This is a genomic window from Paenibacillus sp. USHLN196, assembly GCF_037144955.1.
GTDB lineage: Bacteria > Bacillota > Bacilli > Paenibacillales > Paenibacillaceae > Paenibacillus > Paenibacillus xylanexedens_C.
Window position 1 is genome coordinate 574,752 of the sequence record NZ_JBBCYH010000004.1, and the last position, 23,465, is coordinate 598,216.

General features: G+C 46.2%; 15 protein-coding genes. 10 read left to right on the forward strand and 5 right to left on the reverse strand.

The window, feature by feature from the left end; translation table 11 throughout:
- Nucleotides 1–222 precede the first annotated feature (222 nt).
- Both WFI24_RS12505 and WFI24_RS12510 read left to right on the forward strand, forming a co-directional pair.
- Nucleotides 223–2,082 carry an adenine deaminase gene (locus tag WFI24_RS12505; RefSeq protein ID WP_336761126.1) on the forward strand — a complete coding sequence of 620 codons (1,860 nt, stop codon included), beginning with the start codon at nt 223–225 and terminating at the stop codon, nt 2,080–2,082.
- Between the two features lie 386 nt (nt 2,083–2,468).
- Nucleotides 2,469–3,389: a hypothetical protein gene (locus tag WFI24_RS12510; RefSeq protein WP_336761128.1), complete on the forward strand. Its 921-nt coding sequence runs from the start codon at nt 2,469–2,471 to the stop codon at nt 3,387–3,389.
- A gap of 221 nt (nt 3,390–3,610) precedes the next feature.
- Here WFI24_RS12510 and WFI24_RS12515 read toward each other — a convergent pair whose 3' ends face one another.
- Nucleotides 3,611–4,525, reverse strand: a complete 915-nt coding sequence (locus WFI24_RS12515; protein ID WP_336761130.1) for an AraC family transcriptional regulator — start codon at nt 4,523–4,525, stop codon at nt 3,611–3,613.
- A gap of 172 nt (nt 4,526–4,697) precedes the next feature.
- Here WFI24_RS12515 and yicI point away from each other — a divergent pair, with 172 nt between their 5' ends.
- The 4 genes from yicI (at nt 4,698) to WFI24_RS12535 (ending at nt 12,508) form a co-directional block, all read left to right on the forward strand.
- The gene (gene yicI, locus WFI24_RS12520; RefSeq protein WP_145319133.1) at nt 4,698–7,016 is read left to right on the forward strand and encodes an alpha-xylosidase; all 2,319 of its coding nucleotides are present in this window, start codon (nt 4,698–4,700) and stop codon (nt 7,014–7,016) included.
- Between the two features lie 74 nt (nt 7,017–7,090).
- Nucleotides 7,091–8,101, forward strand: coding sequence for a phosphotransferase family protein (locus WFI24_RS12525; protein WP_336761133.1), 1,011 nt, complete (start codon nt 7,091–7,093; stop codon nt 8,099–8,101).
- Between the two features lie 19 nt (nt 8,102–8,120).
- A complete protein-coding gene (locus WFI24_RS12530) occupies nt 8,121–11,051 on the forward strand; it encodes a glycoside hydrolase family 3 C-terminal domain-containing protein (RefSeq protein WP_336761135.1) in 2,931 nt (976 codons plus the stop codon).
- Between the two features lie 155 nt (nt 11,052–11,206).
- On the forward strand, nt 11,207–12,508 hold the full coding sequence (locus tag WFI24_RS12535; protein ID WP_336761136.1) for an MFS transporter: 1,302 nt from the start codon (nt 11,207–11,209) through the stop codon (nt 12,506–12,508).
- Between the two features lie 160 nt (nt 12,509–12,668).
- Here WFI24_RS12535 and WFI24_RS12540 read toward each other — a convergent pair whose 3' ends face one another.
- Complete coding sequence (locus tag WFI24_RS12540; RefSeq protein WP_336761138.1) at nt 12,669–13,982, reverse strand: MFS transporter; 1,314 nt, start codon at nt 13,980–13,982, stop codon at nt 12,669–12,671.
- Between the two features lie 30 nt (nt 13,983–14,012).
- Nucleotides 14,013–14,435, reverse strand: coding sequence for a MarR family winged helix-turn-helix transcriptional regulator (locus tag WFI24_RS12545; RefSeq protein ID WP_336761140.1), 423 nt, complete (start codon nt 14,433–14,435; stop codon nt 14,013–14,015).
- 257 nt (nt 14,436–14,692) lie between these two features.
- Between WFI24_RS12545 and WFI24_RS12550 the strand changes: the two genes are divergently transcribed.
- The 3 genes from WFI24_RS12550 (at nt 14,693) to WFI24_RS12560 (ending at nt 16,628) form a co-directional block, all read left to right on the forward strand.
- Nucleotides 14,693–15,166, forward strand: coding sequence for an RbsD/FucU family protein (locus WFI24_RS12550; protein ID WP_336761142.1), 474 nt, complete (start codon nt 14,693–14,695; stop codon nt 15,164–15,166).
- A 263-nt stretch (nt 15,167–15,429) separates the two neighbouring features.
- Nucleotides 15,430–15,930, forward strand: a complete 501-nt coding sequence (locus tag WFI24_RS12555; RefSeq protein WP_336761144.1) for a GNAT family N-acetyltransferase — start codon at nt 15,430–15,432, stop codon at nt 15,928–15,930.
- A gap of 77 nt (nt 15,931–16,007) precedes the next feature.
- The gene (locus tag WFI24_RS12560; RefSeq protein WP_336761145.1) at nt 16,008–16,628 is read left to right on the forward strand and encodes a TraX family protein; all 621 of its coding nucleotides are present in this window, start codon (nt 16,008–16,010) and stop codon (nt 16,626–16,628) included.
- Nucleotides 16,629–16,751: 123 nt separating this feature from the next.
- On the opposite strand, the gene WFI24_RS12565 is transcribed toward WFI24_RS12560, so the two are convergent.
- Together WFI24_RS12565 and WFI24_RS12570 are read right to left on the reverse strand one after the other, a co-directional pair.
- Nucleotides 16,752–20,426, reverse strand: a complete 3,675-nt coding sequence (locus tag WFI24_RS12565; RefSeq protein ID WP_336761269.1) for a non-ribosomal peptide synthetase family protein — start codon at nt 20,424–20,426, stop codon at nt 16,752–16,754.
- 79 nt (nt 20,427–20,505) lie between these two features.
- On the reverse strand, nt 20,506–22,248 hold the full coding sequence (locus tag WFI24_RS12570) for a methyl-accepting chemotaxis protein (RefSeq protein ID WP_336761271.1): 1,743 nt from the start codon (nt 22,246–22,248) through the stop codon (nt 20,506–20,508).
- Between the two features lie 510 nt (nt 22,249–22,758).
- On the opposite strand from WFI24_RS12570, the gene rpiA reads away from it, so the two are divergent.
- Nucleotides 22,759–23,430: a ribose-5-phosphate isomerase RpiA gene (gene rpiA / locus WFI24_RS12575; RefSeq protein ID WP_336761147.1), complete on the forward strand. Its 672-nt coding sequence runs from the start codon at nt 22,759–22,761 to the stop codon at nt 23,428–23,430.
- The last annotated feature ends 35 nt before the right edge of the window (nt 23,431–23,465 follow it).

Below are 23,465 nucleotides of genomic sequence, written 5' to 3' on the forward strand. Positions count from 1 at the left end.
AGGTAATAAGAAGACTTCCGTTCATTGGAACGGGAGTCTTTCTGTGTAAATTGAATAATTCCTGACGTGAGTTCGTAAGAATTAGGTTCCATTGATAAATATGACTTCAACTTTTGTAATCAGGCACAATGGATGTGATTTTTCTTTACACATGAGGTCCGGACTCATATAATCGAAACAATATATTTTTTTGGGATCGTTTATTAATGAAGGAGGCAGAACATGAACAAACCATCTTTTGAACGGCCACTTATGGCCGATTGCGTACCGGACCTGGTCGCTACAGCACGGGGAGATTTGCCGGCGACGTTGGTCATTCGCGGAGGTACGCTGGTGAACGTGATATCGGGTGAAATTTTACCTGAAATGTCGATAGCCGTGCAGGGAGCTCGAATCGCTTATGTCGGTAAAGATGTAAGCCACACCATCGGCGAACACACCCGGATTATTGAAGCAAACGGCAAATATATCGCTCCTGGTCTGCTCGATGGACACTGCCATATCGAAAGTACACAGATGAAAGTAACCGAATTTGCGAGAGCGGTGCTGCCTTCAGGCACGACCGGGGGGTTCTTTGACCCGCATGAGATCTCGAACGTACTCGGACTCAAAGGTCTGAGACTAATGCTGGATGAAGCGCGGACCACACCGATGGCTGCTTATATGCAGGTTGCTTCCTGTGTGCCTTCAACGCACCCCGGACTGGAGACGACGGGGGCTTATATAGGACCTGAAGAGGTCGCTGAAGCCCTTTCGTGGGGCCCGGACATGATTGGCCTTGGGGAAGTAATGAACTTCCCTGGGGTCGTTTACGGGGACGAGACAATGATCGGTGAGATACAAGCGACCCTCCGTGCTGGCAAAGTGGCAGACGGTCATTTTACATGGGCAGCAGATGACTGGCGTCTGCCAGCTTACGCGGCAAGTGGAGTTACAGGGGATCATGAATGTGTGACCAAGGAAGATGTGGTGGAACGTCTGCGTCTCGGGATGTATGCGAAGATGCGCCAAGGTTCCGCATGGCATGACGTGGCAGAGACGATCAAAGCTTGCACCGAGCTTGGACTGGATACCCGCCGGATGATGCTGGTTACTGATGATCGAAGCTCTGAGTCGCTGCTTAAAGAAGGGCATATGGACTTTGTGGTTCGTCTAGCGATCTCCCAAGGCGTGAAGCCCGTCACAGCTTTCCAGATGGCAACGATTAACACGGCTGAGCGTTTCGGTGTTGCACGTGACATCGGTGCGGTGATTCCGGGTAATATTGCAGATATTATTCTGTTGGACGGTCGTCTGGCGGATGTACGTGTGGGCATGACGATTGCTGCCGGGCAAGTTGTGGCCGAGAATGGGAAAATGACGGCGGTCTGGGATAGCTTCACGTATCCTGAGGAAGCATTGAACACGGTGAAGTTGGAAGCCAATATTCAACCAGAGGATCTGGAACTCGCTGCGCCGATTGCAGAGGGGACGATTGGTGCCAAAATCATTCATGTGACAGAGAACCATGTGGATACGAAGGAGAAACACCTGCCTGTCACGGTGCAGAACGGCAAGGTTGTGATTTCAACTTCAGGGGAAGTATGCAAAATTGCGGTACTGGAGCGTCACAAACAAACCGGAAATCGGGCGGTAGCGCTGGTTGGAGGTATCGGCTTCACATCGCCGGCAGCGATTGCGATGACAGTTGCTCATGACAGTCATAACCTGTTGATTATCGGTAATGATGATACGCTAATGGCTGAAGCCGGTAACCGCGTCATTCGTATGCAAGGTGGGGTAGCTGTGGTAACAACAGCAGGTGTAACTGAATTCCCGCTGCGGATTGCAGGTTTGATGTCAACCGAATCGTTTGAAGTGGTTGCAGCCCAATCAGCAGCAGTCAGTGAAGCCTTACAGTCCGCAGGATGTACGTTAAATAATGCGTTCATGACGCTTTCGCTGTTAGCGCTGGTTGTGATTCCAGAACTGCGATTGTCTGACAAGGGGCTTGTGCGGATCTCGGCAGACGGCATTGAACTGGTGTCCCTTTTCGATGAAGTGGTTGACGGTACACCGGTAGCCCCAGTGGGTAATGAATAAACGGAAATTTTGAGTAGAGCATCATTAATCTACAATACATGCAAAGCCGCCTTAGGGCGGTTTTTTTGTGCTTTTCTGAAGAAAACGCTTTCTAGGTCTTCTGGGGCTAAGTATTGATATGGAAATAATGACTCAAGTCGTGATGAAAGAAGAAGAAATTTAGAAAATTCATGATAATTGTGACTTTAGAACTATACATACAGAACTGTGAATTCCCGAAATATAGTTATATGATTCTTTCGTCGTAAGTCTTGAAGATGATATTGCATATAAAAGCAATCCAAATTCGTCGTACCTAATAAGTATCCATTAAATGAATATGAAACGACACAATTTCATCCAGATTTGCACGTCAGAGCTGATAACTTCAGAGGGAGTGTACAAATATGAAAAGCAAAAGGGGTTACCGTTTTATCTTATTACTGAGTTGTTTGATCCTGTGTGCGAGTACAGCCTGTTCTTCCAAAGCCATTGCGGATGGTTCAGTCGACAGTTATGCAACGATTCATGGAGAACTTGATGTGCCAGTGAGAGCGACTTGGGTATGGGATACCACCCAGATCCGAAGTAATCCTCAAGAGGTGTTAAATTACGCTACAGCGAACAAGATCAATACGATCTATCTGCAGATGAACCGGGATATAAAAATTCCTGAGTATAAAAGTTTTATCCGCCAGGCGAGAGCCAAGAATATTGCGGTGGATGTCATGGACGGAAGATCAGCCTGGGGTTTGACGGAAAGCCGGGAGCAGATTGCTTCTTTCCTGGACTGGATTGAGGCATATCAGGCGCAGGCGTTGCCTAATGAGAAGTTTGCTGGTATCCATCTGGATATTGAGCCACATGTGCACCCGCAGTGGAAAATCAATCAGGCCAGTGTAATTACCCAGTGGCAAGGCAATGTGGAGTACATTGTTGAGCGAGCATCACGGATGAAGATGCCGGTAGCGGCTGATCTGCCTTTCTGGCTCGATAACTACAAAATCCCGGGTTCAACGATGGCCGTTAGCAGCTGGATGATCCGAAAGTTTGACTCCATCACCATTATGGCTTACCGCGATACAGCTGCTGCAATCTATAGTGTAGCGAAGGATGAACTTGCAGAAGCAGCTCTGCTTGGCAAGACGATCTCGATCGCCGTGGAAACTAAGCAAAGTAAGGAAGGCGACTTCATTACTTTTTATGAAGAGGGATCTGCTTATATGGAAGCACAATTGACATTGGTCGATAAAATGGCTTCAGTACATGCATCCTTTAATGGGTTCTCCGTTCACGAGTACACTTCATGGAAGACAATGAAAAATTGAGCCTCTGTTAAGCTCCTTAGTGCACAGTGAGTATCAGCGAAGGTATGAGGTTTTAATTGAGACGACATGTCTCAGTTCGTTTACTCGTTCGAGGGAAGTAGAAGGTGCTTGCAGCCTATTAGCTGCGAGCACCTTCTTCGTTTTGTTGCTGAATTGTAGCGACACAGGTCGATTTCATGCTCAAGTATGCCATCTGACCGCTCTCCCAGAGCGTGGCCTTTCTAGACTAGGGCAGACGCTGTAGCTACGTTCTCATAGAACATTTTGCGATACTGTGAAGGTGTAGTGGATTTATGCTTTTTAAACGTGGTGATGAAGTAGCTTAGATGCTCAAAACCCACATCCATGGCGATATCAACAATCTTGTGATCCGTATTCTCAAGCTGAACGCAGGCCTGTTGAACTCGGTAATAGTTAATGTAATCAACAGGGGTTTTCTGCACCATCTGTTTGAAGAAACGGCAGAAGTGTCCTTCGCTCATATTGGCCTCATCGGCCAGTTCTTTTAGTTTCAGAGGTTCAGGATACCGTTTGTGAATATAACCGAGTACGGATTTCAGTCGCTCGATCTTATCGTGACTCCCTGTAGTCACGGTGCCTTTGAGCGGAGCAGATCTCATGTGTTCGAACATTCGGGCAAATATGAGGTACAGGTACGCTTTTGTTGACATTTCGCACGTTTCTGTTCTGGTAGCATGATCCGCAAATATACGTTTCAGATGATCCAGAATTTCTTGCCCCCAATCCCCATCTGCCTTGATATGAAAAGGGGGAATCACTGTTTTACGTACCAGTGGACCGATGTATTTCTCCTGTACCGCATCGAAGGTGCGGCTGCCGAGCAGCTCCGGATTAAACACAATGGAAGAGAATACACAGGGAACCTCACCCTTCAGGTAGCCCGCATGGATCTCCCCTCGATTAATAAAGATCGCCTCGCCTGCCTTCACCTCAACGGTGTTCATATCAATCTGAAAAACCGCGCAGCCTTCGGTCACCATGGTGAACTCCATCTCATCATGCCAGTGGCAATCCAGAATGCTGTCGCCATTTAATTGTTGAATATCCGGGTATACGCTGACGGGATACATGGCATTGCCGTGTATTCGGTCTTCCCGTAATCGTTCACGTTCCATATCAACGACTCCTTTTATTTCATTATTAATGTAATCGTTTCCATAGTTTGGTGTTGTTGTTCAAGAATCGGATGGTTAATATCAAAATCGTGATATATTTGGTCAAAATATCAGAAGAAATTCATTATTAATATCAATATTATTATAGTATAACCGAAGGGGGAAAGAAAACATGAAATTTACTGATGGATTCTGGATGACTCGTGAAGGGTACCACATTCAAAACCCGACTGACATTCGTGATATTGTGCAAAAAGGGGATTCTTTGACCGTATATGCGGCAACTAAATATATTCGCACCAAAGGCGACACATTGAACGGAACTTTGCTTAAAGCAACGTACAGTTCACCTATGCCTAACGTGATCCGTGTAACCTTGAACCACCATAAGGGTGGAGTGAAAAAAGGGCCTGTATTTGAGCTTAACACGCAAGATGCGAACGTGGACATCACAAAAAATGAACAAGGTGCTGTTTTGAAAAGCGGCAACCTGGAAGTTCAAATCGACAAAACAAACGGATGGGACGTCAGCTTCCTGTATGGTGGAAAACGGATTACAGGTAGCGGTCAAAGAGCCGCAGGTTATATTACAGGTCCAAGCAAGGAAGCATACTTCCGCGAGCAGCTTGATCTTGGTATTGGTGAATACGTTTACGGACTCGGTGAGCGCTTCACGCCGTTTGTTAAGAATGGCCAAATCGTAGATACCTGGAATGAGGACGGCGGTACAAGCAGTGAGCAGTCCTACAAGAACATTCCGTTCTATTTGTCCAATAAAGGATATGGCGTATTTGTAAATCATCCTGAACGTGTATCGTACGAGATTGCATCCGAGAACGTATCCAAAGTGCAGTTCAGCGTAGAAGGAGAAACGTTGGAATACTTCATTATCGGCGGTGACAATCCTAAGGATGTACTTGATAATTATACGAAATTAACAGGTAAACCAGCGCTTCCACCGGCATGGACATTTGGTCTGTGGCTGACAACATCATTCACAACGGATTATGATGAAGCAACGGTTAACCATTTCGTAGATGGCATGGCAGAACGTGATCTTCCGCTTTCTGTATTCCATTTTGACTGCTTCTGGATGAAGGAATACCAATGGTCTGATTTTGTATGGGATGAAGCAATGTTCCCGGATCCGGAAGGCATGCTTGCACGTCTGAAAGAAAAGGGGCTTAAAATCTGTGCTTGGATCAATCCGTACATTGCAGAGAAATCCTACTTGTTCGATGAAGGTATGGAGAACGGTTATCTGGTAAAAACAGCGGATGGCAGCGTATGGCAATGGGATATGTGGCAAGCAGGTATGGCTCTGGTTGATTTCACGAATCCGGATGCTGTGAACTGGTATAAGAGTAAGCTGGAAGTCCTGCTTGATCAAGGTGTGGATTCCTTCAAGACCGACTTCGGTGAAAGAATTCCGACAGATGTCGTGTACTTCGATGGCTCTGATCCGGTTAAAATGCACAACTACTATACACAGCTCTATAACAAAGCTGTATTTGAATTGCTCGAAGAGAAGATTGGCAAAAACGAAGCTGCCCTGTTTGCACGCTCTGCAACAGCAGGCGGTCAACAGTTCCCAGTTCACTGGGGCGGAGACTGCTCTTCTACGTATGAATCCATGGCTGAATCCCTTCGGGGCGGCTTGTCGCTGGGTCTTTCCGGTTTCGGATTCTGGAGCCATGATATCAGTGGTTTTGAAAGCACGGCGAGCCCTGACGTATACAAACGCTGGGTACAATTCGGACTTTTATCTTCACACAGCCGCCTGCACGGAAGCACGTCGTATCGTGTGCCTTGGTTGTTTGACGAGGAATCCGTGGACGTTGTTCGTGACTTTACCAAACTCAAAATCAGCCTGATGCCATATCTGTACAATTCTGCGGTGGAGTCGACGGTAAGAGGTATTCCGATGATGCGCGCTATGCTGCTGGATTTCCCAGAGGATCCAACAACATACAACCTGGATACTCAATATATGTTTGGTGATTCAATCCTGGTGGCTCCGATCTTCAACAAGGAGGGTGATGTTCGTTACTACCTGCCTGAAGGAACTTGGACGAATTATCTGACTGGAGCTAAAGTACAAGGTGGACGCTGGATCAGTGAAAACCATGACTTCAAAACACTGCCAATGATGGTTAAGCCAAACAGCCTGATCGCTGTCGGTGCAGTAGATAGCAAACCGGATTATGACTTTGCGAATGATGTGTCCTTGCACTTGTTCGAACTGGCTGACGGTCAAACGGCTCAAGCTGTCGTTGTGAACCAAGGAGCTGAACAGGAACTGACAGTTAACGTTACGCGTAATGGATCAGTGCTGGACGTTCGTGCTGAAGGCGCAGGTAAACCATGGAACATCGTGCTTCGCGGGATTGAGAGTGTATCCAGCGTTGAGGGTGGTTCCCAAGTGTCTGGTGCCAATGGTGTTGTCATTGCGGCAGCAACAGGCGCAACTGCACTTACAATTCAACTGTAACATGATATAGTAGACGAAAGGACGGTACCGTAAGGTGCCGTCTGTTTGTCTACGAAGATAGGAGATTAAATGAAATGAGTACAATGAATTCGGGTTTACACTGCACGATATCATCAGAGATGCTGCATCATCTGGTGGAGAAAAGTTTTGGAAGCGATACCATGGTGAAGGGGTTTGGTCTCCTGCAAGGGGGTCTGTTTAATACAACCTATCGGATTCAACTGGAGCATGCATCATATACGGATGTAATTTTACGTTTGGCCCCGGAGAGGACAGAGCATTTGGATACGTCTGTCCGTGATCCACTTTTTTCGTTTGAGCGTACGATGATGGCGGCTGAACCGGTCGTGTATGAATATTATCGCAAGGCAGGCATTGCTGCCCCAAACATTATTGCATGTGATGACAGTGGATCTATCATTCCGAGAACATACATGTTTATGGAATTTATCCCTAGCAAGCAGCTGGATCATTCATCGATTTCGGAAACAGATAAAGGACGATTGTACCAACAGCTTGGCGTTTATACCGCCATCATGCATCAGATCGAAGGTACATCGTTTGGCTGGCCGCAGGGGGATGGGACGATTAAAGGCTCGGATTATTGGTCCGAGGTGCTGTACTCTTTTGCAGAAGAAACGGCACTTAAAGCGGCACAAGCCAATTATATGCCAGGTGTAGGGGAAGAGATCGCGGCCATATTCATGAAAAATAAAGACTTATTTGATCAGGTGACCCGTCCGGTACTCGTTCATAATGACCTCTGGGAAGCGAATGTACTTGTTCATGAGAAACAAGGTGAGCTAAACATTGCGGCAATCATTGACGGGGATCGATCCATGTTTGCTGACAGGGAGTTTGAAGCCATATTGTCGACAGAGTCGGCAGCTTTCCATGAAGGATATGATCGTCCACTGGACTCATCCGTTGAAGGACAGGCACGCAGGCTTGCCTACCGAATACTTTCTTCTTATTTTAATGCGTATGTCCATGAACATCAGGTCAATCAACCCGAAGATGGACAGAAGTATCAACAGCGTACTCTGGATTTATTGAAGCAATGGAAGCAACTGGAATACAACTAACTCGTAGGAGGAATGCAGGATGAAGGAATATCATCAATACCCGATGTGGGACGCGTCACTTTCACTTGAGGAACGTTTGGATGATCTGATTGCACGATTGACAACGGAGGAGAAAATCCGACTAATTCCTACGCGTGAAGCAGCTGTGCCAAGGCTGGGTATTCCAGCCTATAACGTTGGGGGTGAAGCCGCCCACGGGGTTGCATGGAAAGGGGAGGCGACGGTATTTCCGCAACCTCTCGGTCTATCGAGTACCTGGAATACGAGACTTATGCAGGAGATTGGTTCCGTTATTGGCGATGAAGCGAGGGCATACCATCACCGTGATCCTGAGGTTCATGGATTGACATTGTGGGCACCGACGGTTGACCTGGAACGTGATCCACGCTGGGGAAGAACGGAAGAGGGATATGGCGAAGACCCGGTCCTCACGGGAGAAATGTCGGCAGCCCTTGTTAAAGGCATGCAGGGAAATGATCCTTTTTATCTGAAAATGGTCGCTACATTGAAGCACTTTTTTGCCAATAATAATGAGAAAGATCGTCTGAATTGTTCATCCAGCATCGACCCTCGCAATCTGCGTGAATACTATTTAAAAGCATTTGAAACGCCATTTGTGGAAGGCGGAGCCTTATCCATGATGACAGCATACAATTCCATTAATGGTACACCTGCCATCGAAAGTCCATATGTGAATGATGTGGTTAAGGGTGAATGGTCGATGCCTGGGTTTATTGTATGTGATGGTGGAGACCTGTCACAGACGGTGAACTATCATGGTTATCACACCAGTCATGCCGAATCAGCAGCAGGTGCGTTAAAGGCAGGGGTGGATTGTCTTACGGATGAAGTGGATCTTGTCGTATCTGCTCTGGAGGAGGCTCTTGATCAGGGTCTGTTAAAGGTAGCCGATTTGGACCGAGCGATTCGCAACATCTTCGGTGTTCGGATGCGACTTGGACAATTGGATCAGTCTGGGCTCAATCCATATGCGTCGATACCTGAATCTGTATTATGTGCACCAGAGCATGCGAAACTTAGTTATCGTGCTGCTGCCGAATCGATTGTTTTGCTTAAAAATGATGGCTTGCTCCCCTTACAACCAGAAGCGTTGCAGAAGATAAGTATCATTGGACCGCTTGCGGACGTTGTCTATACCGATTGGTATAGTGGCACACTGCCTTATCGCGTATCTGTCCTCGATGGACTGCGTAATCGGCTACCCCAAGCTGATATAACATATGCCGATGGGAACGACCATATACGGCTGAATACAGCAGACGGGCAGGTTATAACCCTGGGTAAGGAAGGTGCACTACTCGCTGTACCGGAGGGCAGTTCACCTTCAGCTGAGTTCGTACATCAGGATTGGGGCTGGGAAAGTCACACGCTGAGAAGTATGAACAATCGATACGTAAGTTTAACCGAGCATGGGATCTATCAGGCGAATGCCCCGGAGATTGGTGGCTGGTTCGTGAAGGAAGTTGTTCGAATGGATCCGCAAACGGATGGGAGTACCACCTTGCGGACGTGGAACGGTATTCCCGTTGGACTGAGCAAATATGAGGGGCATTATGCTTTATCACCACTCTCGCCACAAGGAGAACAAGCTAAGGGTACAACTCCGAGTGATATGGGTGACTCTGGACGTCGAAGTCCATCACCAAGCAACACACCAAAATCTGTAGCCTTCGATATTGATATGGTGACGCGTGGAATAGAACAAGCTGTAGAAGCTGCACGCAGCAGTCAGGCATCTGTCGTTGTAGTCGGCAATAGCCCACATATCAACGGCAAAGAAGAAATTGATCGCCCAAGTCTTCTGCTTCCGCCGAATCAGGTTGAGCTTGTCAAGGCGGTGTGCAAGGTCAATCCTAATACGGTGGTTGTCATTATGGGCAGTTATCCATTTGCCTTGCAGGAGTTGAAAGAGATTGCCTCGGCCATCGTTTATATGACACATGCAGGTCAGGAATTGGGGAATGCACTGGCGGATGTGCTGTTAGGTTATTATGCCCCGGCAGGCAGGTTGAATATGACGTGGTATGAAGATGAATCCCAGCTTCCTGACATGATGGACTATGACATCATCCAGCGTGGCATGACCTATATGTATCATGAAGGGCCGGTTCAATATGCATTTGGTCATGGTCTAACCTATTCGGAGTTCGAGTACGAAGCGATTCATGTAAGTCGTGCTACAGAGGCCGATCGAGATCATTTGAAGATAGAAGTGAAGGTAAGCAATAAAGGTGAACACGATAGTGATGAAGTAGTTCAGATCTATGGAGCAGCACATACCTCACGAGTGAAACGCGCTCAGAAGCAACTGCTTGCTTTCCGGCGTATTCATGTGAAAGCAGGGACGAGTGTTACGATCCGTTTCGAAGTTCCTGTTCAGAAGCTGTCACTGTGGGATGTTACGCGGGATCGATATTGCCTGGAGACAGCCACTTGGGCCATTCTGGCAGGGCGTTCTTCCGCAGATATCCACCAGTCGGCCGACATTGAGATTGAAGGAGAGACGATTCCGGATCGTCCGCTGCACTTGCTTACCTTTGCCGAGAATTACGATGCCAGTGCAGGTGTTCTGTTGGATGAATGTCTGGAAGGACGTTCGGCAGTACGGGCAATTACTCGGGATGAACCCTTATATCAAGAGAATCAATCGTCCTGGATCTCTTTCACCCATAATGCTGTTGAGGAATTGCAAGGATTCCAAGCCAGAGTGACGGCCTTTGGAGAAGAGGGCAGACTGGAGATTCGTTCCGGAGGACCGGAGGGCGATCTACTCGGTGTGTGTGAAGTATCCGGACCTGGAGGCAGTGTGAATGGGAAGGATATTCGGTGGACTACTGTCCAGTGTCCTCTTGAGGCGCCAAATAAGGTGAATCAGCTATATATTATTTTCAAAGGTGGAGCAGCGTTACGACATTTTATGTTGATGTAGTTGTGCCCAATGAATCGAAGAAGCTGTCTTGCACGAATACGTGACGACAGCTTCTTCGTGCTGACTAGTGATACATTCCATGCGCCTGAATAATCACGCTCGAAAACAACCACAATAATGCTGTTGTGTGTAGAACCTGTAAAGGTGGTTGTGGTATGAATGATAAAAAGTGGGACCTCGTCGCACTTGCTTCCATCCCTTTAATTATGACCTTGGGTAACTCCATGCTTATACCGATCTTGCCACAGATTGAACGTGAATTGAAGGTATCTGCATTCAAGGTCAGTATGCTTATTACAGTCTACGCTGTAGTTGCCATCCTGCTTATTCCAATCGCAGGGTATTTGTCTGATCGTTTTGGCAGAAAAGCAGTCATTATACCCAGCCTCATTATTGCAGCCGTCGGGGGTGCTGTAGCTGGTGTGGGTGCATGGATTCTGGATGGAAATGTAGCTTACTGGACCATTTTGGGTGGCAGGTTATTGCAGGGGGTTGGAGCAGCCGGCGCATTCCCTATTGTCATTCCATTGGTTGGGGACATGTTCAATGATGAAGATCAGGTTAGTAAAAGCCTGGGAATCATTGAAACCTCGAATACGTTTGGTAAAGTGTTAAGCCCGATTCTGGGTGCAGCACTTGCTGTTTGGCTATGGTTTTTACCATTCATGGCTATTCCTGTATTGTGTTTAATCTCGGTGATTCTGGTTATTTTCCTGGTGAAGTCCCCCAAGAAAAAAGAAAAGCCACCCACCTTTACGGAATTTGTGGCTTCCATTCGGGACGTATTAAAAGAAAAAGGACGATGGTTGTACGCCTTGTTTGCAATCGGTGGAATTTGCATGTTTATTCTTTTTGGTGTGCTTTATTATCTATCCGAGACGTTGGAGAGCGAGTTCGCCATGAAAGGGGTCGTAAAAGGTCTCGTACTTGCGATTCCGTTGGCAGCCCTATGTCTTTTTTCCTTTTTCGCAGGAAAGTGGATTGGAAAGAGTAAGCCTCGCATGAAATGGCTCGGATTCGCAGGACTTGTTCTTGTAACCGTTTCGCTGGGTGTTATTGGGATTTTCGATAATATCTACGTTGTGTTGGGACTGTTCACATTAGGAAGTGCCGGAGTAGGAGCAACCTTACCATGTCTGGATGCTCTTATTACTGAAGGTGTGGATAAGATACAGCGTGGTACAATTACAGGTTTGTTCAGCAGCATGCGATTCATCGGTGTATCGCTTGGTCCTCCCGTTGTGTCCCTGTTGATTGGCACTCAACATTTTTGGCTTTTTGGTGTGCTCGCCGCATCTGGAGCTGTGGGGGCATTGCTCACCTTATTTGCGGTCAAACCCGATAAGGGAAACCAACCTACTTCAGGAAGCGGACAGAAACAGGATGAACGGCATATCGATCGGATTGAGACGAGTCGAGGCTATGCTCCTGTACGGCGCAAGAAAAGTCCACTCTAGATGGATGGTATTAGCCGACAATTCAATCTTATTTTAATTGAATACCATGAACACATAAAAAACGCGTTTACGCCTGAGAAAGCATGCTTCCTCTCGGTGTAAACGCGTTTTCTTGAAATTAGGAATGAACCTCGTAATCGTGTCCACTCCATTGACGTGTTTATTCTTTATTTCTGGTATCTTGCGTATTATGTTCCGAATCCTTGGGCTGATCTGTATTTGTTGCAGGTATATGCGTATGAACAAGCAGAGGATGAGCTTCTATGGAGAAGCTTCCACTTCGTTTTCCCTGAATCAGATAGATAAGCAAGAACAGAATCATGAACATCACAGAATAACGATACATATCGGTATAACTGGTCATGGACGCAATGGCACCGAGCAGAAGTGCGCCAGTTGCAATACCCAGATCGAGCGAGTTTAGAAACATGCCGTTAGCCATACCCCGCTGAGCAGGAGATACAACTTGAATCATCCAGGTCTGCAGAGATGACTGCATGGAACCATAGCCAATCCCGTAGATAAAGGCAGCAACGAACAGCACGGACATTGAAGTTGCGTAGGAGAGGAGAATGAGTCCTCCAGCAATGAATATGGCCCCTGGGATGAGCAGTGCTTTTGGACCTTTGCTGTCATAGATCCGCCCCGCAAATGGTCTGACCAGCAACACAGCAAGTGCATTGAATAAGAAGAACAGTGCTGGATTAGCCAGATTAGCTTCCTTACCGTACAAGACAATGAAACCGACAAGCCCGCCATATGTGATGGATAACAGGCAATTCAGCACACTAGGCAGGATCAGCTTGCGGTTGAAAGGCGTTTTCTGTTTCGTGTTCGACACCGTAGCGGTTGCTATTGCCTGGGCGTTGGGGCTCGCACTGTTTTCGGTTCTTACTGCTTTTTTGCGTGTGAGTGTATAACTCAGTGGGTAGATGACTGCGATAACACCAGCAGTACATAACATCAGGGTTACGAATCCTGCACCCTGGAGTAGTGTAACACCGATGATGGGTCCCATGGACATAGCCAAGCTCGTAGATAGCCCAAAGTAACCCATTCCTTCACCCATTCGTTTGACGGGTACAATGTCCGATGCCATTGTTGGAAAAGCGGTGCTGCTCATACCAAACCCGATACCAAACAACATTCTCAGCAATAACAGCACAGCTATACCTGCAGCAAAATAATAACCGAGCGTTGCGAGCAGGGCTATCGACAGTCCAATGTAGATCATGGCATTACGAAGACCCTTCTCCAGTGCTTTCGCAGAATAGAGTCGGGCGGCAATGGCGCTGAGCGCAAACAGACAGGTAAATAAGCTCACTTCAAACGCATTGGCGTGAAATCGTTCTTGGACATAGGACGGAAGCGGAGAGACGATCATGTGCAATTGCAAGAATAACAAAAAGTTGCATAGCATTAGCAAAATAAAATCGGTAGTCCATAGCCTAACTTGTGTAGATTGTTCTTTCATGATGACGTATTCCCCCTGAGTTGTAATTCATTACAGATTGCGATTTATGAGGGAAAGAGTATGTTTAAATGCTTCCATCTGGTCTTCGGGTATACCTTCAGCAAGTTCTTTATTCATTTCTCTTTCAATTGGAACAAGAATATCGATTAATGCTTTGCCTTCCTTGGTGAGATATAACAGGTAGGCTCTCCGATCTTGTTCGCTAGTCCGGCGTTCTACCCAGCCTTTTTTCTCCACCAGATCAATAATCCGGGCAGTGGTGGGTTGGTCTTTGAAGACACGCGCGGCCAATTCTTTCTGATTGACACCTTCACCTCGGTCAACATTAAATAAGACAGAGAATTGCTCTGTTGTAATATCATAAGGTTTGAACCGCGTTGCGAGTAAGGCTACTGCTCTGCGATGCGTGAAACCCAGCATGAATCCGACTGATTGTTCCAGTGAATAGTCCATGTAATTGTGCAGCCTCGCTTTCCATCATTAAAAGTTCCAAATTAATTAGTTGTTATAACAACTATATGGCAAACAAGTAATTTTGTCAAAATGAAATATTCACACACAAGCCAAAGCCCAGGCTATGCAAACATCAAATAATCCTGATAGAATAGGAATGAAACCGCTTCAATGTAAATGAATGTCCAGGGTATTTCAAGATTGGTGAATATCAATTCACTCTAACCGATGTTGGAGATGACCAAGGAGAGCTGTATATGCTGAAGAACATTCCCGCGATAATCCCTCCGGAGTTACTCAAAATCATGTCTGAAATGGGGCATGGAGATGAACTGGTTCTGGCAGATGGCAATTTCCCGGCAGCCAGTCATGCCAAGCGCCTGGTACGTTGTGATGCACTGGGAGTCGTCGAACTGCTGGAAGCCATCCTGCAATTATTTCCACTGGATACCTATGCCGAACGTCCAGCTGCTGTCATGCAGGTTGTAAAAGGGGATCCGGTGATCCCAATTGTATGGGAAGAGTACCGCCGATTAATTGAAGAATACGAAGGCATTACGGATGCATTGGATCATGAAGAGCGATTTGAATTTTATGAACGTGCTTCGCGTGCCTATGTCATTGTTGCAACGGGTGAGCGTGCGCAATATGCCAATCTGATTTTGAAGAAAGGCGTCATTTTTCCTGATTCTGATTCTTGTCAGCAGCAACATAATACTGGTTCGAATTGAATAGTCAAGGCGACGGAGCAGCGGATGCTTTGGTCGCCTTTTTATTTTTGCCATTGCGAAGCCAATCTAACAGAACGTACAGAATGGGCATGGACTCGATAAGCAAGGTGTACACTGGAAGCGCGTATGAACAAATAGCCAATTCAATGTCCAAGATACTACAAACTTTGATACAGATGATGAATGGGGAAAGCAAGGGGATTGTTATAAAATAGAAGGATACATATGGAGCGGTTATTTCATTTCCTAAGGAGTTGAATGGATTGCAGCACCGAATCAGACAGGCTGGTCTTGCGGATCTTGATGAAGTGGGACGGCTATTTAATGAGTACAGAATGTTTTACAACCAAAATGCTGACCTTGAGGGAGCACGTCAATATATTAGAGAACGAATGGAACGTGATGAATCGGTGGTTTTGGTAGCAGAAACAGATGTGAATAGTGATTGTGGGGCAAATGGAAGCAACGGCTTGCCACTCTCGAATGGCTTAATTTGTAACGGATTCGTTCAACTTTATCCCAGCTTCAGCTCGGTATCAATGGGGCCGATCTGGGTGCTTAATGATCTATATGTGCATCCGGATTATCGTCAGCAAGGCATTGCAAGGAAGCTGCTGCAAGCAGCCAAGCGATTGGCAACTGAGCGTGGAGTTCTTCGTATATCACTCTCGACTGAGTTAAGTAACAAGCAAGCGCAAGTTCTATATGAATCCGAAGGATATGCACAGGATACCAAATTCATGTATTATGAACTTAATGTATAAGAGGTTGCTCAAAAAGACGCACTATATAAATGAATGGCAGACCCGTCAAGTCGGGAAAGAGGGAGGGAAGTCGCAATATGATGCAGTGGATTGCCATGATCACGATGTTAATTGATCATATAGGAGCTGTCTTTTTTCCACATATGATAGAACTGAGGATCATAGGTCGTATCGCTTTTCCAATCTATGCCTTTGCAGTGTATATCGGCTATAAACATACACGAGACGTACAAAAATACATATGGCGGCTGTTCTGGATTGCAATGATATCACAGGTGCCGTTCATGGCTGCGTTTAATCATTACTCATTGAATGTGGTATGGACGTTGTGGTCAGCTCTTTTGGTACTGTTAGTTATCGATAAACTGCCGTCCCGCTTACTGGCCATTCCGATCGTAATTGGGGCAGGCTGGTTTATGGAAATTAGCCAGATGGATTATGGGATGTATGGGTTATTATTGGTCCTGTTATTCCGTTATTTCCAGGGTCCTGTACTTGTAGTGGCACATGTCGTGTTAAATGCACTATATCTTCTGCTGCATAACAGCTCTGTGCAAATGTATAGTGTAATGGCAACTGTAGGTATTGCCATTGCTCAATATTATCAAGCAGGTTTCCGCATGAAGGGGCCACGTTGGGTTTGGCGCTATTTCTATCCAGCTCATCTCGCTATTATTGCAATTATCCGATGGGTATAAAAGAATGATCCAGCAATTCGAAGTGAAGCAAAGAAGCCACTTTCTCGTCAGTGAATGACGATGAAGGTGGCTTCTTTGTATTCCAATATTATTAAATGCGGATGATAGATTGAACGTACTCATTTACTCCATTGCTGTAGAAGTACCGTTGTGGCGCCGAATTGCAGCCGGGAAATATCCAATCTGAACGGCGTAGTCTAACATGGCAGAGATGAAGCGATCATCTGTTTTCGCACATGAGATTCCGGCAGGTTCCACATAAGCAGTTGTGATAGGGCAGGCGTATACATAAGCTGAATCCTTCGCACCGTCGCCTTCTAGCTGAGCAATGGCCAATTGTAGAGCTTCAGGTTCCTTGCTGATGCTGGCATCGAACAACCAACGTGTGTAATCCGCGAAAGGTAGCGTTTCGACTTCATAGCCAGCCCGATTCACTGAACGGATCAGTTCATCATAACGGATTGGTTCCGGATTACAGATGTGGAATACACGACCGGCTGTATCCTGACGTAAGGCCAGATGAACAATGGCTTCACTCGCATAGTTGATCGGTGTGAAATCAACCATCCAGTCTGCGGCAGGAGCTTTGCCGAGTAATAACATTGCTTTGATCATACGATAGAAGGCGTTACTATCAATATTGGACTGGAAGCGTCCAGTTTCAGAGTGGCAAGTGAGATTACCTGCACGATAGATACTGACAGGTACACCCTGCTCGGCGGCAATCATGAGCACTTTCTCGGCTTCAAGCTTGCTGTCCGAATACAGGTTGTCCACGTGCAAGTCGGCCGGGAAACGATCATATTGCAATGAGGATTCCCACTGCCCGCTGAGCGCTAGATCTTCCGGAATACCCATCGTGGATACATGATGGAAGGAAGCCCCAGGTTTGCTGCGAATCAGATCCAGCAATGCTACTGTGCCTTCCACGTTCGTTTTGGCGAACTGCTCGGCATCCCCGAAATGACGTACATCTGCAGCACAGTGGATGACACGGTCAATTCGTTCCTTAACATAGGCAGTTTGTTCAGCGGAAAGACCGAGATTAGGCTGTTCAAGATCCCCTTCAATGATCTCCACGCGGGCTGAAAGTTGATCAGTCAGTTGTTTACCGAAATATCCTTCCAGCACTTTAGTCAAACGTTCCATCGCAGTTATTCCATTGGTCGGGCGACGAACAAGCGCGTAGATTCGTGTACTTGAATTCAGAATTAACTGTTGCAGTACATGGGAACCCAGATATCCAGTCGCTCCGGTAAGTAACACATCCTCAGGTTCAAGAATGACCGGATATCCCAACTGGGATGCCAGTTCTACAGGATGTTCGGATAATTGTGTGATCATTCCATCGGTCACCACTGAATCCGTAACTTCTGCTGCACTGTGAGACAGTACTTCCACACGACGCGCAAGTGCGCGGATGGTTTTCTCGGCAAAGAAGTCGGCAATTTTCAGCTGAGGATAATGCGGCTTCAGAATGACCAGTACATGAATAACCCGGAGAGAATCACCACCGATGTTGAAGAAGCTGTCTTCGACACCAAAGTCATCGTGCTGAAGAATTTCTTTCCACGCATCCAGGATAATGGATTCCGTCTCCGTCTCGGGCATGACCAGGTCAGGGCGATCTTCATGTCGTTCCACATGAGGTAGGGATACCATCGCTTTGCGATTGATTTTCCCAGTCGGTGCGATCGGCATTTCATCCAGCTGACAGATCCACTTCGGCACAAAATAAGAAGGGAGTTTCTCCGCCAGATCTGCTTTGATGTCCGAAACAGAAAGGGTACGGCCATCTTTCGATGTAAAATACCCAACCAGCATATTCTGTCCGTCCGATTCTTTCTTCGGAATGACAGCAACGTTCTGGATCTGATCAAGTCGGGCAAAGTGATCTTCAATCTCCCCGATCTCAATCCGGTGACCACGAATTTTTAGCTGCGAGTCACTGCGACCGACATACTCCAGCAACCCGGTATCCAGCAATTTGGCAATATCGCCAGACTTGTAGATTTTCTCACCTATCGCAAACGGATTTTCAATGAATGCTTGCTCTGTACGTTCTGGCTGATTCAGATAACCTTTGGCCAGTGCAGGAGTAGCGATATATACCTCACCAGGCACGCCTACCGGGCAGAGCTGTTGTTCTTCATTCACAATGTATACTTTGTAGTTATGAATCGGTTTACCGATAGGGATGTTCACCACATGTTCGGGAACCTGCTCACTGATGCGGTGAGTGGCTGTGGCTACTGTACATTCGGTAGGTCCGTACACATTCACAATGTCAATCTGATTGCCAAATTTGCGCTGGAAGGCACGAACCTGTTCGCCATAGAGCGCTTCTCCGGCTACGGTAATGATTCTGACTTTGGCCAGCTTGTGGAAACCTTCTTCTGATAAATAGGTTGCAAGCTGATTGAAGAAGATCGTAGGCAGGATCGTAATAATGGTTGTTCCTGTACGTTCAATTGCACTTGCGAATTCTTCAACGGATACACGTTCTTCCGCAGACAACAGATATAATTCTGCTCCATAGAACAAGGCGCCAATGGTATCCCACACGGATGCATCGAAGCTGTATGTAGCAAACTGGGTTAATACATCACCTGGTTGAATGTCACAATCACGCTGCACCACACTACCAAGATTAGTGACACCCCGATGGGCAATCAGAGCACCTTTGGGCTTACCGGTAGATCCTGACGTATAGATGATATACGCAAGATCGTCTGGGTGAATATCCAAGTTAGGGTTGCTTGCTGCAAAGCCGGCTAGACGACCATCCACAGCCAGAATCTGGCGGACGGTAGCTATACTGGAGAATAAGCTGGATGCTTGGGCATAAGAAGCTTCTGTTGTTAGAACGAATGGTGACGCCGTATCTTCCACAATATAGCTGTTACGTTCTTGGGGATGCTCAGGGTCGATCGGAACATATGCACCGCCTGCTTTGAGAATACCGAGCAGGGAGATAATGGTCTCCAGACTTCGATTCATAAAGATACTGACGAATTCCCCTTTTTGCAATCCATTGGATATTAGAACACGTGCAACCTGATTGGCTCGTTCGTTTAATTCCCTGTACGTATATCGTGCGGATGGCGATGTAATCGCCGGTGAATCCGGATATGCTGCTGCAGTTGCTTCAAACCAGCCGTGAATGGTCTGATTCGCTGGTTCGAGAACGGCAGTATCATTCATTTCACGGTACAGCAATCGATCTGAGGCAGAAAGGATATCCACTGCACCGATTGCTTTGTCACTGTCACGCACCAGGGCAAGTAGAAGAGTCTGATAGTATTCTGCATATCTCAGTACAGTAGACTCTTTCAACAATGAACTGTCATAGAACAGATCGAGAATGAGCATGCTCTGATCATCTCGAACGTTCCAATTCAATACTTGAGGAGCTTGGGGCAACTGTACGCTGTTCAGCATAAAAAACGATTCAGGATATCCACCCGACTGAAGCGTATATTCAATCTTGAGCTGCTCTGAAATCTGATGACATAGTTCGTTAAAAGTTAATTTGCCCTGAATCTGTAGTGAAAGATAGGAAGCTGCCTGATCGGGAGCAAGTACACCTATGGCAAGTTCCTGTTCAGCTGACAATCGGAATAACAAGGCTGCATAAGCTGAGAGGAGTACCGGGTACACCATCTGTTCTCCAAACTTCTGTTTAAGTTCACGACTCAGAGAAGCATGTAATGTTAATTGAGCAGATTGATAAGAGAATGATTGTTGACGTCGCCCAAAATCCAGTGGAATCTGAAGAACCGGCAGGCCAGATTCCATGGAATGGGAAGATGATGATTGGTGTTCAATCACTTCAGTTATTCCTCCTTGGTTCAAACCGAATTTTGGTGGATTTGAATTATTGTTTGCTTACATTGAAATGAGAGATCAGTTCTTGCAGTTCCTCTGACATGCTGGTAAGGCGTGTGGAAGAGTCTACCAATGTAATCAACGATGCTTTTTGCTCATCAACTGATGAGGAGATTTGTTCACTGCTGTCTGCTGTCTTGCTTACGCTTGAAGACAAGTCATCTGCTGTAGCGGTCATTTCTTCAGTACCTGCAGAGATTTCTTCCGTAGCGCTTGAAACTTCCTGAATCTGGTTAGACACTTTTTTCGCTGCTTCCAGAATATCTTCGAACAATTGTCCCGTTTGATCGGCTACGCTGAGCCCTGTATCTACTTCGGATGTACCTTGCTCCATGGCACGAACTGCTTGTTTAATTCCAGCTTGAATCTCCTGGATCAATACGCCAACCTGACTGGTCGCTTGTTCAGACTGCTCGGCAAGTTTGCGTACTTCACCTGCGACAACTGCAAATCCTCGTCCTTCTTCACCGACACGTGCTGCTTCAATGGATGCATTGAGAGCAAGCAAGTTCGTCTGGCTGGAGATTCCCGAGATGATATTGAGAATATCGCCGATTTCCTGTGAACGACTCTCCAGAACCTCAATGGCAGAAGCGGTATTCTTAACCGACTCGGTAATCAGATTCATCTGTTCGGATACTTGACGGACAACGCTGTTTCCTTGTTGTGAGCGACGTTCCATTTCATACGCTTCATCCGCTACACTTGCGGAGCTGCTGGCAATCGTCTGAATCACGGTAGCCATCTCGGACATGGCACGTGCACTATCCCGGGTTGCCTGTTCCTGGGAACGAATGTTGGAAGTGATTTGTGTAACATTGTTATTAATGGAATCTGCATTCTCGCTGTTTCTTTCGGAAACTTCATATAGTTCTTTGGCAGACTGATTCACTTCTTGTGATGTGATTTGCACTTTAACGATCGTATCGTTGATTTTGCGAACCATGGTGTTGAACTTCTCGTTAACCAGTCCCAGATCGTCCTTACCTGTCGGAATGTTGACATTCAAATTACCCCGACTTACGTCATCAATTCCTTTGATCAAGTGACGGATAGGGGAAAGTGTGTTTTTAACCACAAGGTATTGGATAATCAGGAATAACAGTAAGAAAGCAACAAGGATAATAATTCCGTTCTTGAGCAAAGAGTTCAGTCCTGCGGGTACGGCTGATGCATCTGCATCAACGGCGAAATAAGAGAAAATCTTGCCGTTGCTATCTTTAATTGGATAAGCAATGGTTGTCCAGGTTCCAAAATCATCGGAATAGAACGTTGTGAACGTTGGGCGATCCGTATTGAGCATTTCTTTCAGCGCATTGGCTACAACGACGGGCTGCTCATACATGTCACCAATATTTACGTTCTCACTTTGAAAAGCCTCTCTTAGGTTGGTCGGCATCGCAACAAGTGATGTTAATCTCTTGTTGTCGCCACCGAGCTCAACACCGAAGATGTAGGCTTGTGCAATGTTGGGATAATATTCCTGCATTTCATCGAAATATGCTCGTAATTTTGTTTGTGTTGCTCCATCATAGCTGCCTTCCGCAATAGCAGCTTGTACTTCGGTGGGGTTGATATCTTCAGCCCACTTCTTAGTAATTTGCTCCACCTGTCCATGCAGCTGATCAACAAGAACTGTTTTCTGAAAATAGTAACTGCTTGCAATCAATGCTACCCCGATGATAATGATATTGGTAAATGAGAGTAACAGATTTTTGGAGAAAAATGACATACTTTTCCAACTTAATGATTTCACTAAATTCCACTCCTGATCTTCTTTAAATTAAGAAACTTTAAGGTTGCTTTAGTACAGTGAACTAGATCATTCCGTGATCCCCTCCAAAGGAAATTTATGCGACAATGGTCTTGGTTTATCAGTCGCTTTCGTAGAGACTTATGTACCGTATGAACCATAGGTGTCTAATTATTAAAACACATCTATAATTAATATGTCGTATGAAATGTCGTTAAATTGAATAGTTCCGTTAAAACTTTTTTAATATTTTACGTATTTATGGACATATCAGACGAAATATAGGTATTTAGAACTGTTTATTTTAAAATTTCCCATTTTTTAGCTTCATTCTGTATTCTATAACATGGTGGGTAAAAATACATCCTCAAACATTGGAAAAAAGATTGGTCAAGATGCAACAGAAGGCACGGATATACATCGGAAGTGGTTTTATCTATAATAACTACATATGCATTTCTCAAATTATGAGCAGGCGGGGGTTTATAGATGAATCTTAAACAGATAGCAGCAGAGCGTGCGGCAGAATATGTTGAAGATGGAATGAAGGTTGGATTAGGGACAGGTTCAACAGCTTATTATGCCATCTGCCGAATCGGTGAGCGGGTACGTGATGGATTGAATATTCAAGCGGTGGCCACTTCGGAAGCTTCGGACAAGCTCGCCCGGGAATGGGGTATCCCCATTGTTCCCTTTGACCAGATTGGACGTCTGGATCTGACCATTGATGGTGCAGATGAAGTAGATCCCGAATTTAACCTGATCAAAGGTGGCGGCGGGGCTCTTTTGCGTGAGAAAATCGTCGCTGCCAATAGTGACAAACTGATTATTGTAGCAGATGGCAGCAAAGCCGTACAAAAGTTGGGGAAATTTCCGCTACCGGTTGAGGTGGTTCCGTTTGCTTCAGAGTGGACCTTCCAAGCTCTCGAAAAACTGGGGTGTCACCCACAATGGCGGATGAATGGACAGGAGCGTTATCTGACAGACAACGGAAACCTGATCGCGGATTGCCACATGGAAGTCATCGATCATGCTGCGGACCTTAATGTTCAATTGAACATGCTACCGGGTGTTGTTGATAACGGACTATTTGTGGATATGGCGAGCACAGTCATTCTTGCCCATGCGGACGGTAGTATCGAAGAGCTTCATCGTTCTTAATTTGAAAGAGGGTGCTTCCTATAGGTATAAAAGAA

Coding starts and splice junctions, on each gene's coding strand:
- WFI24_RS12505 (WP_336761126.1), top strand. CDS start 223: ATGAACAAACCATCTTTTGAACGGCCACTTATGGCCGATTGCGTACCG.
- WFI24_RS12510 (WP_336761128.1), top strand. CDS start 2,469: ATGAAAAGCAAAAGGGGTTACCGTTTTATCTTATTACTGAGTTGTTTG.
- WFI24_RS12515 (WP_336761130.1), bottom strand. CDS start 4,525: ATGGAACGTGAACGATTACGGGAAGACCGAATACACGGCAATGCCATG.
- yicI (WP_145319133.1), top strand. CDS start 4,698: ATGAAATTTACTGATGGATTCTGGATGACTCGTGAAGGGTACCACATT.
- WFI24_RS12525 (WP_336761133.1), top strand. CDS start 7,091: ATGAGTACAATGAATTCGGGTTTACACTGCACGATATCATCAGAGATG.
- WFI24_RS12530 (WP_336761135.1), top strand. CDS start 8,121: ATGAAGGAATATCATCAATACCCGATGTGGGACGCGTCACTTTCACTT.
- WFI24_RS12535 (WP_336761136.1), top strand. CDS start 11,207: ATGAATGATAAAAAGTGGGACCTCGTCGCACTTGCTTCCATCCCTTTA.
- WFI24_RS12540 (WP_336761138.1), bottom strand. CDS start 13,982: ATGAAAGAACAATCTACACAAGTTAGGCTATGGACTACCGATTTTATT.
- WFI24_RS12545 (WP_336761140.1), bottom strand. CDS start 14,435: ATGGACTATTCACTGGAACAATCAGTCGGATTCATGCTGGGTTTCACG.
- WFI24_RS12550 (WP_336761142.1), top strand. CDS start 14,693: ATGCTGAAGAACATTCCCGCGATAATCCCTCCGGAGTTACTCAAAATC.
- WFI24_RS12560 (WP_336761145.1), top strand. CDS start 16,008: ATGATGCAGTGGATTGCCATGATCACGATGTTAATTGATCATATAGGA.
- WFI24_RS12565 (WP_336761269.1), bottom strand. CDS start 20,426: ATGGAATCTGGCCTGCCGGTTCTTCAGATTCCACTGGATTTTGGGCGA.
- WFI24_RS12570 (WP_336761271.1), bottom strand. CDS start 22,248: ATGTCATTTTTCTCCAAAAATCTGTTACTCTCATTTACCAATATCATT.
- rpiA (WP_336761147.1), top strand. CDS start 22,759: ATGAATCTTAAACAGATAGCAGCAGAGCGTGCGGCAGAATATGTTGAA.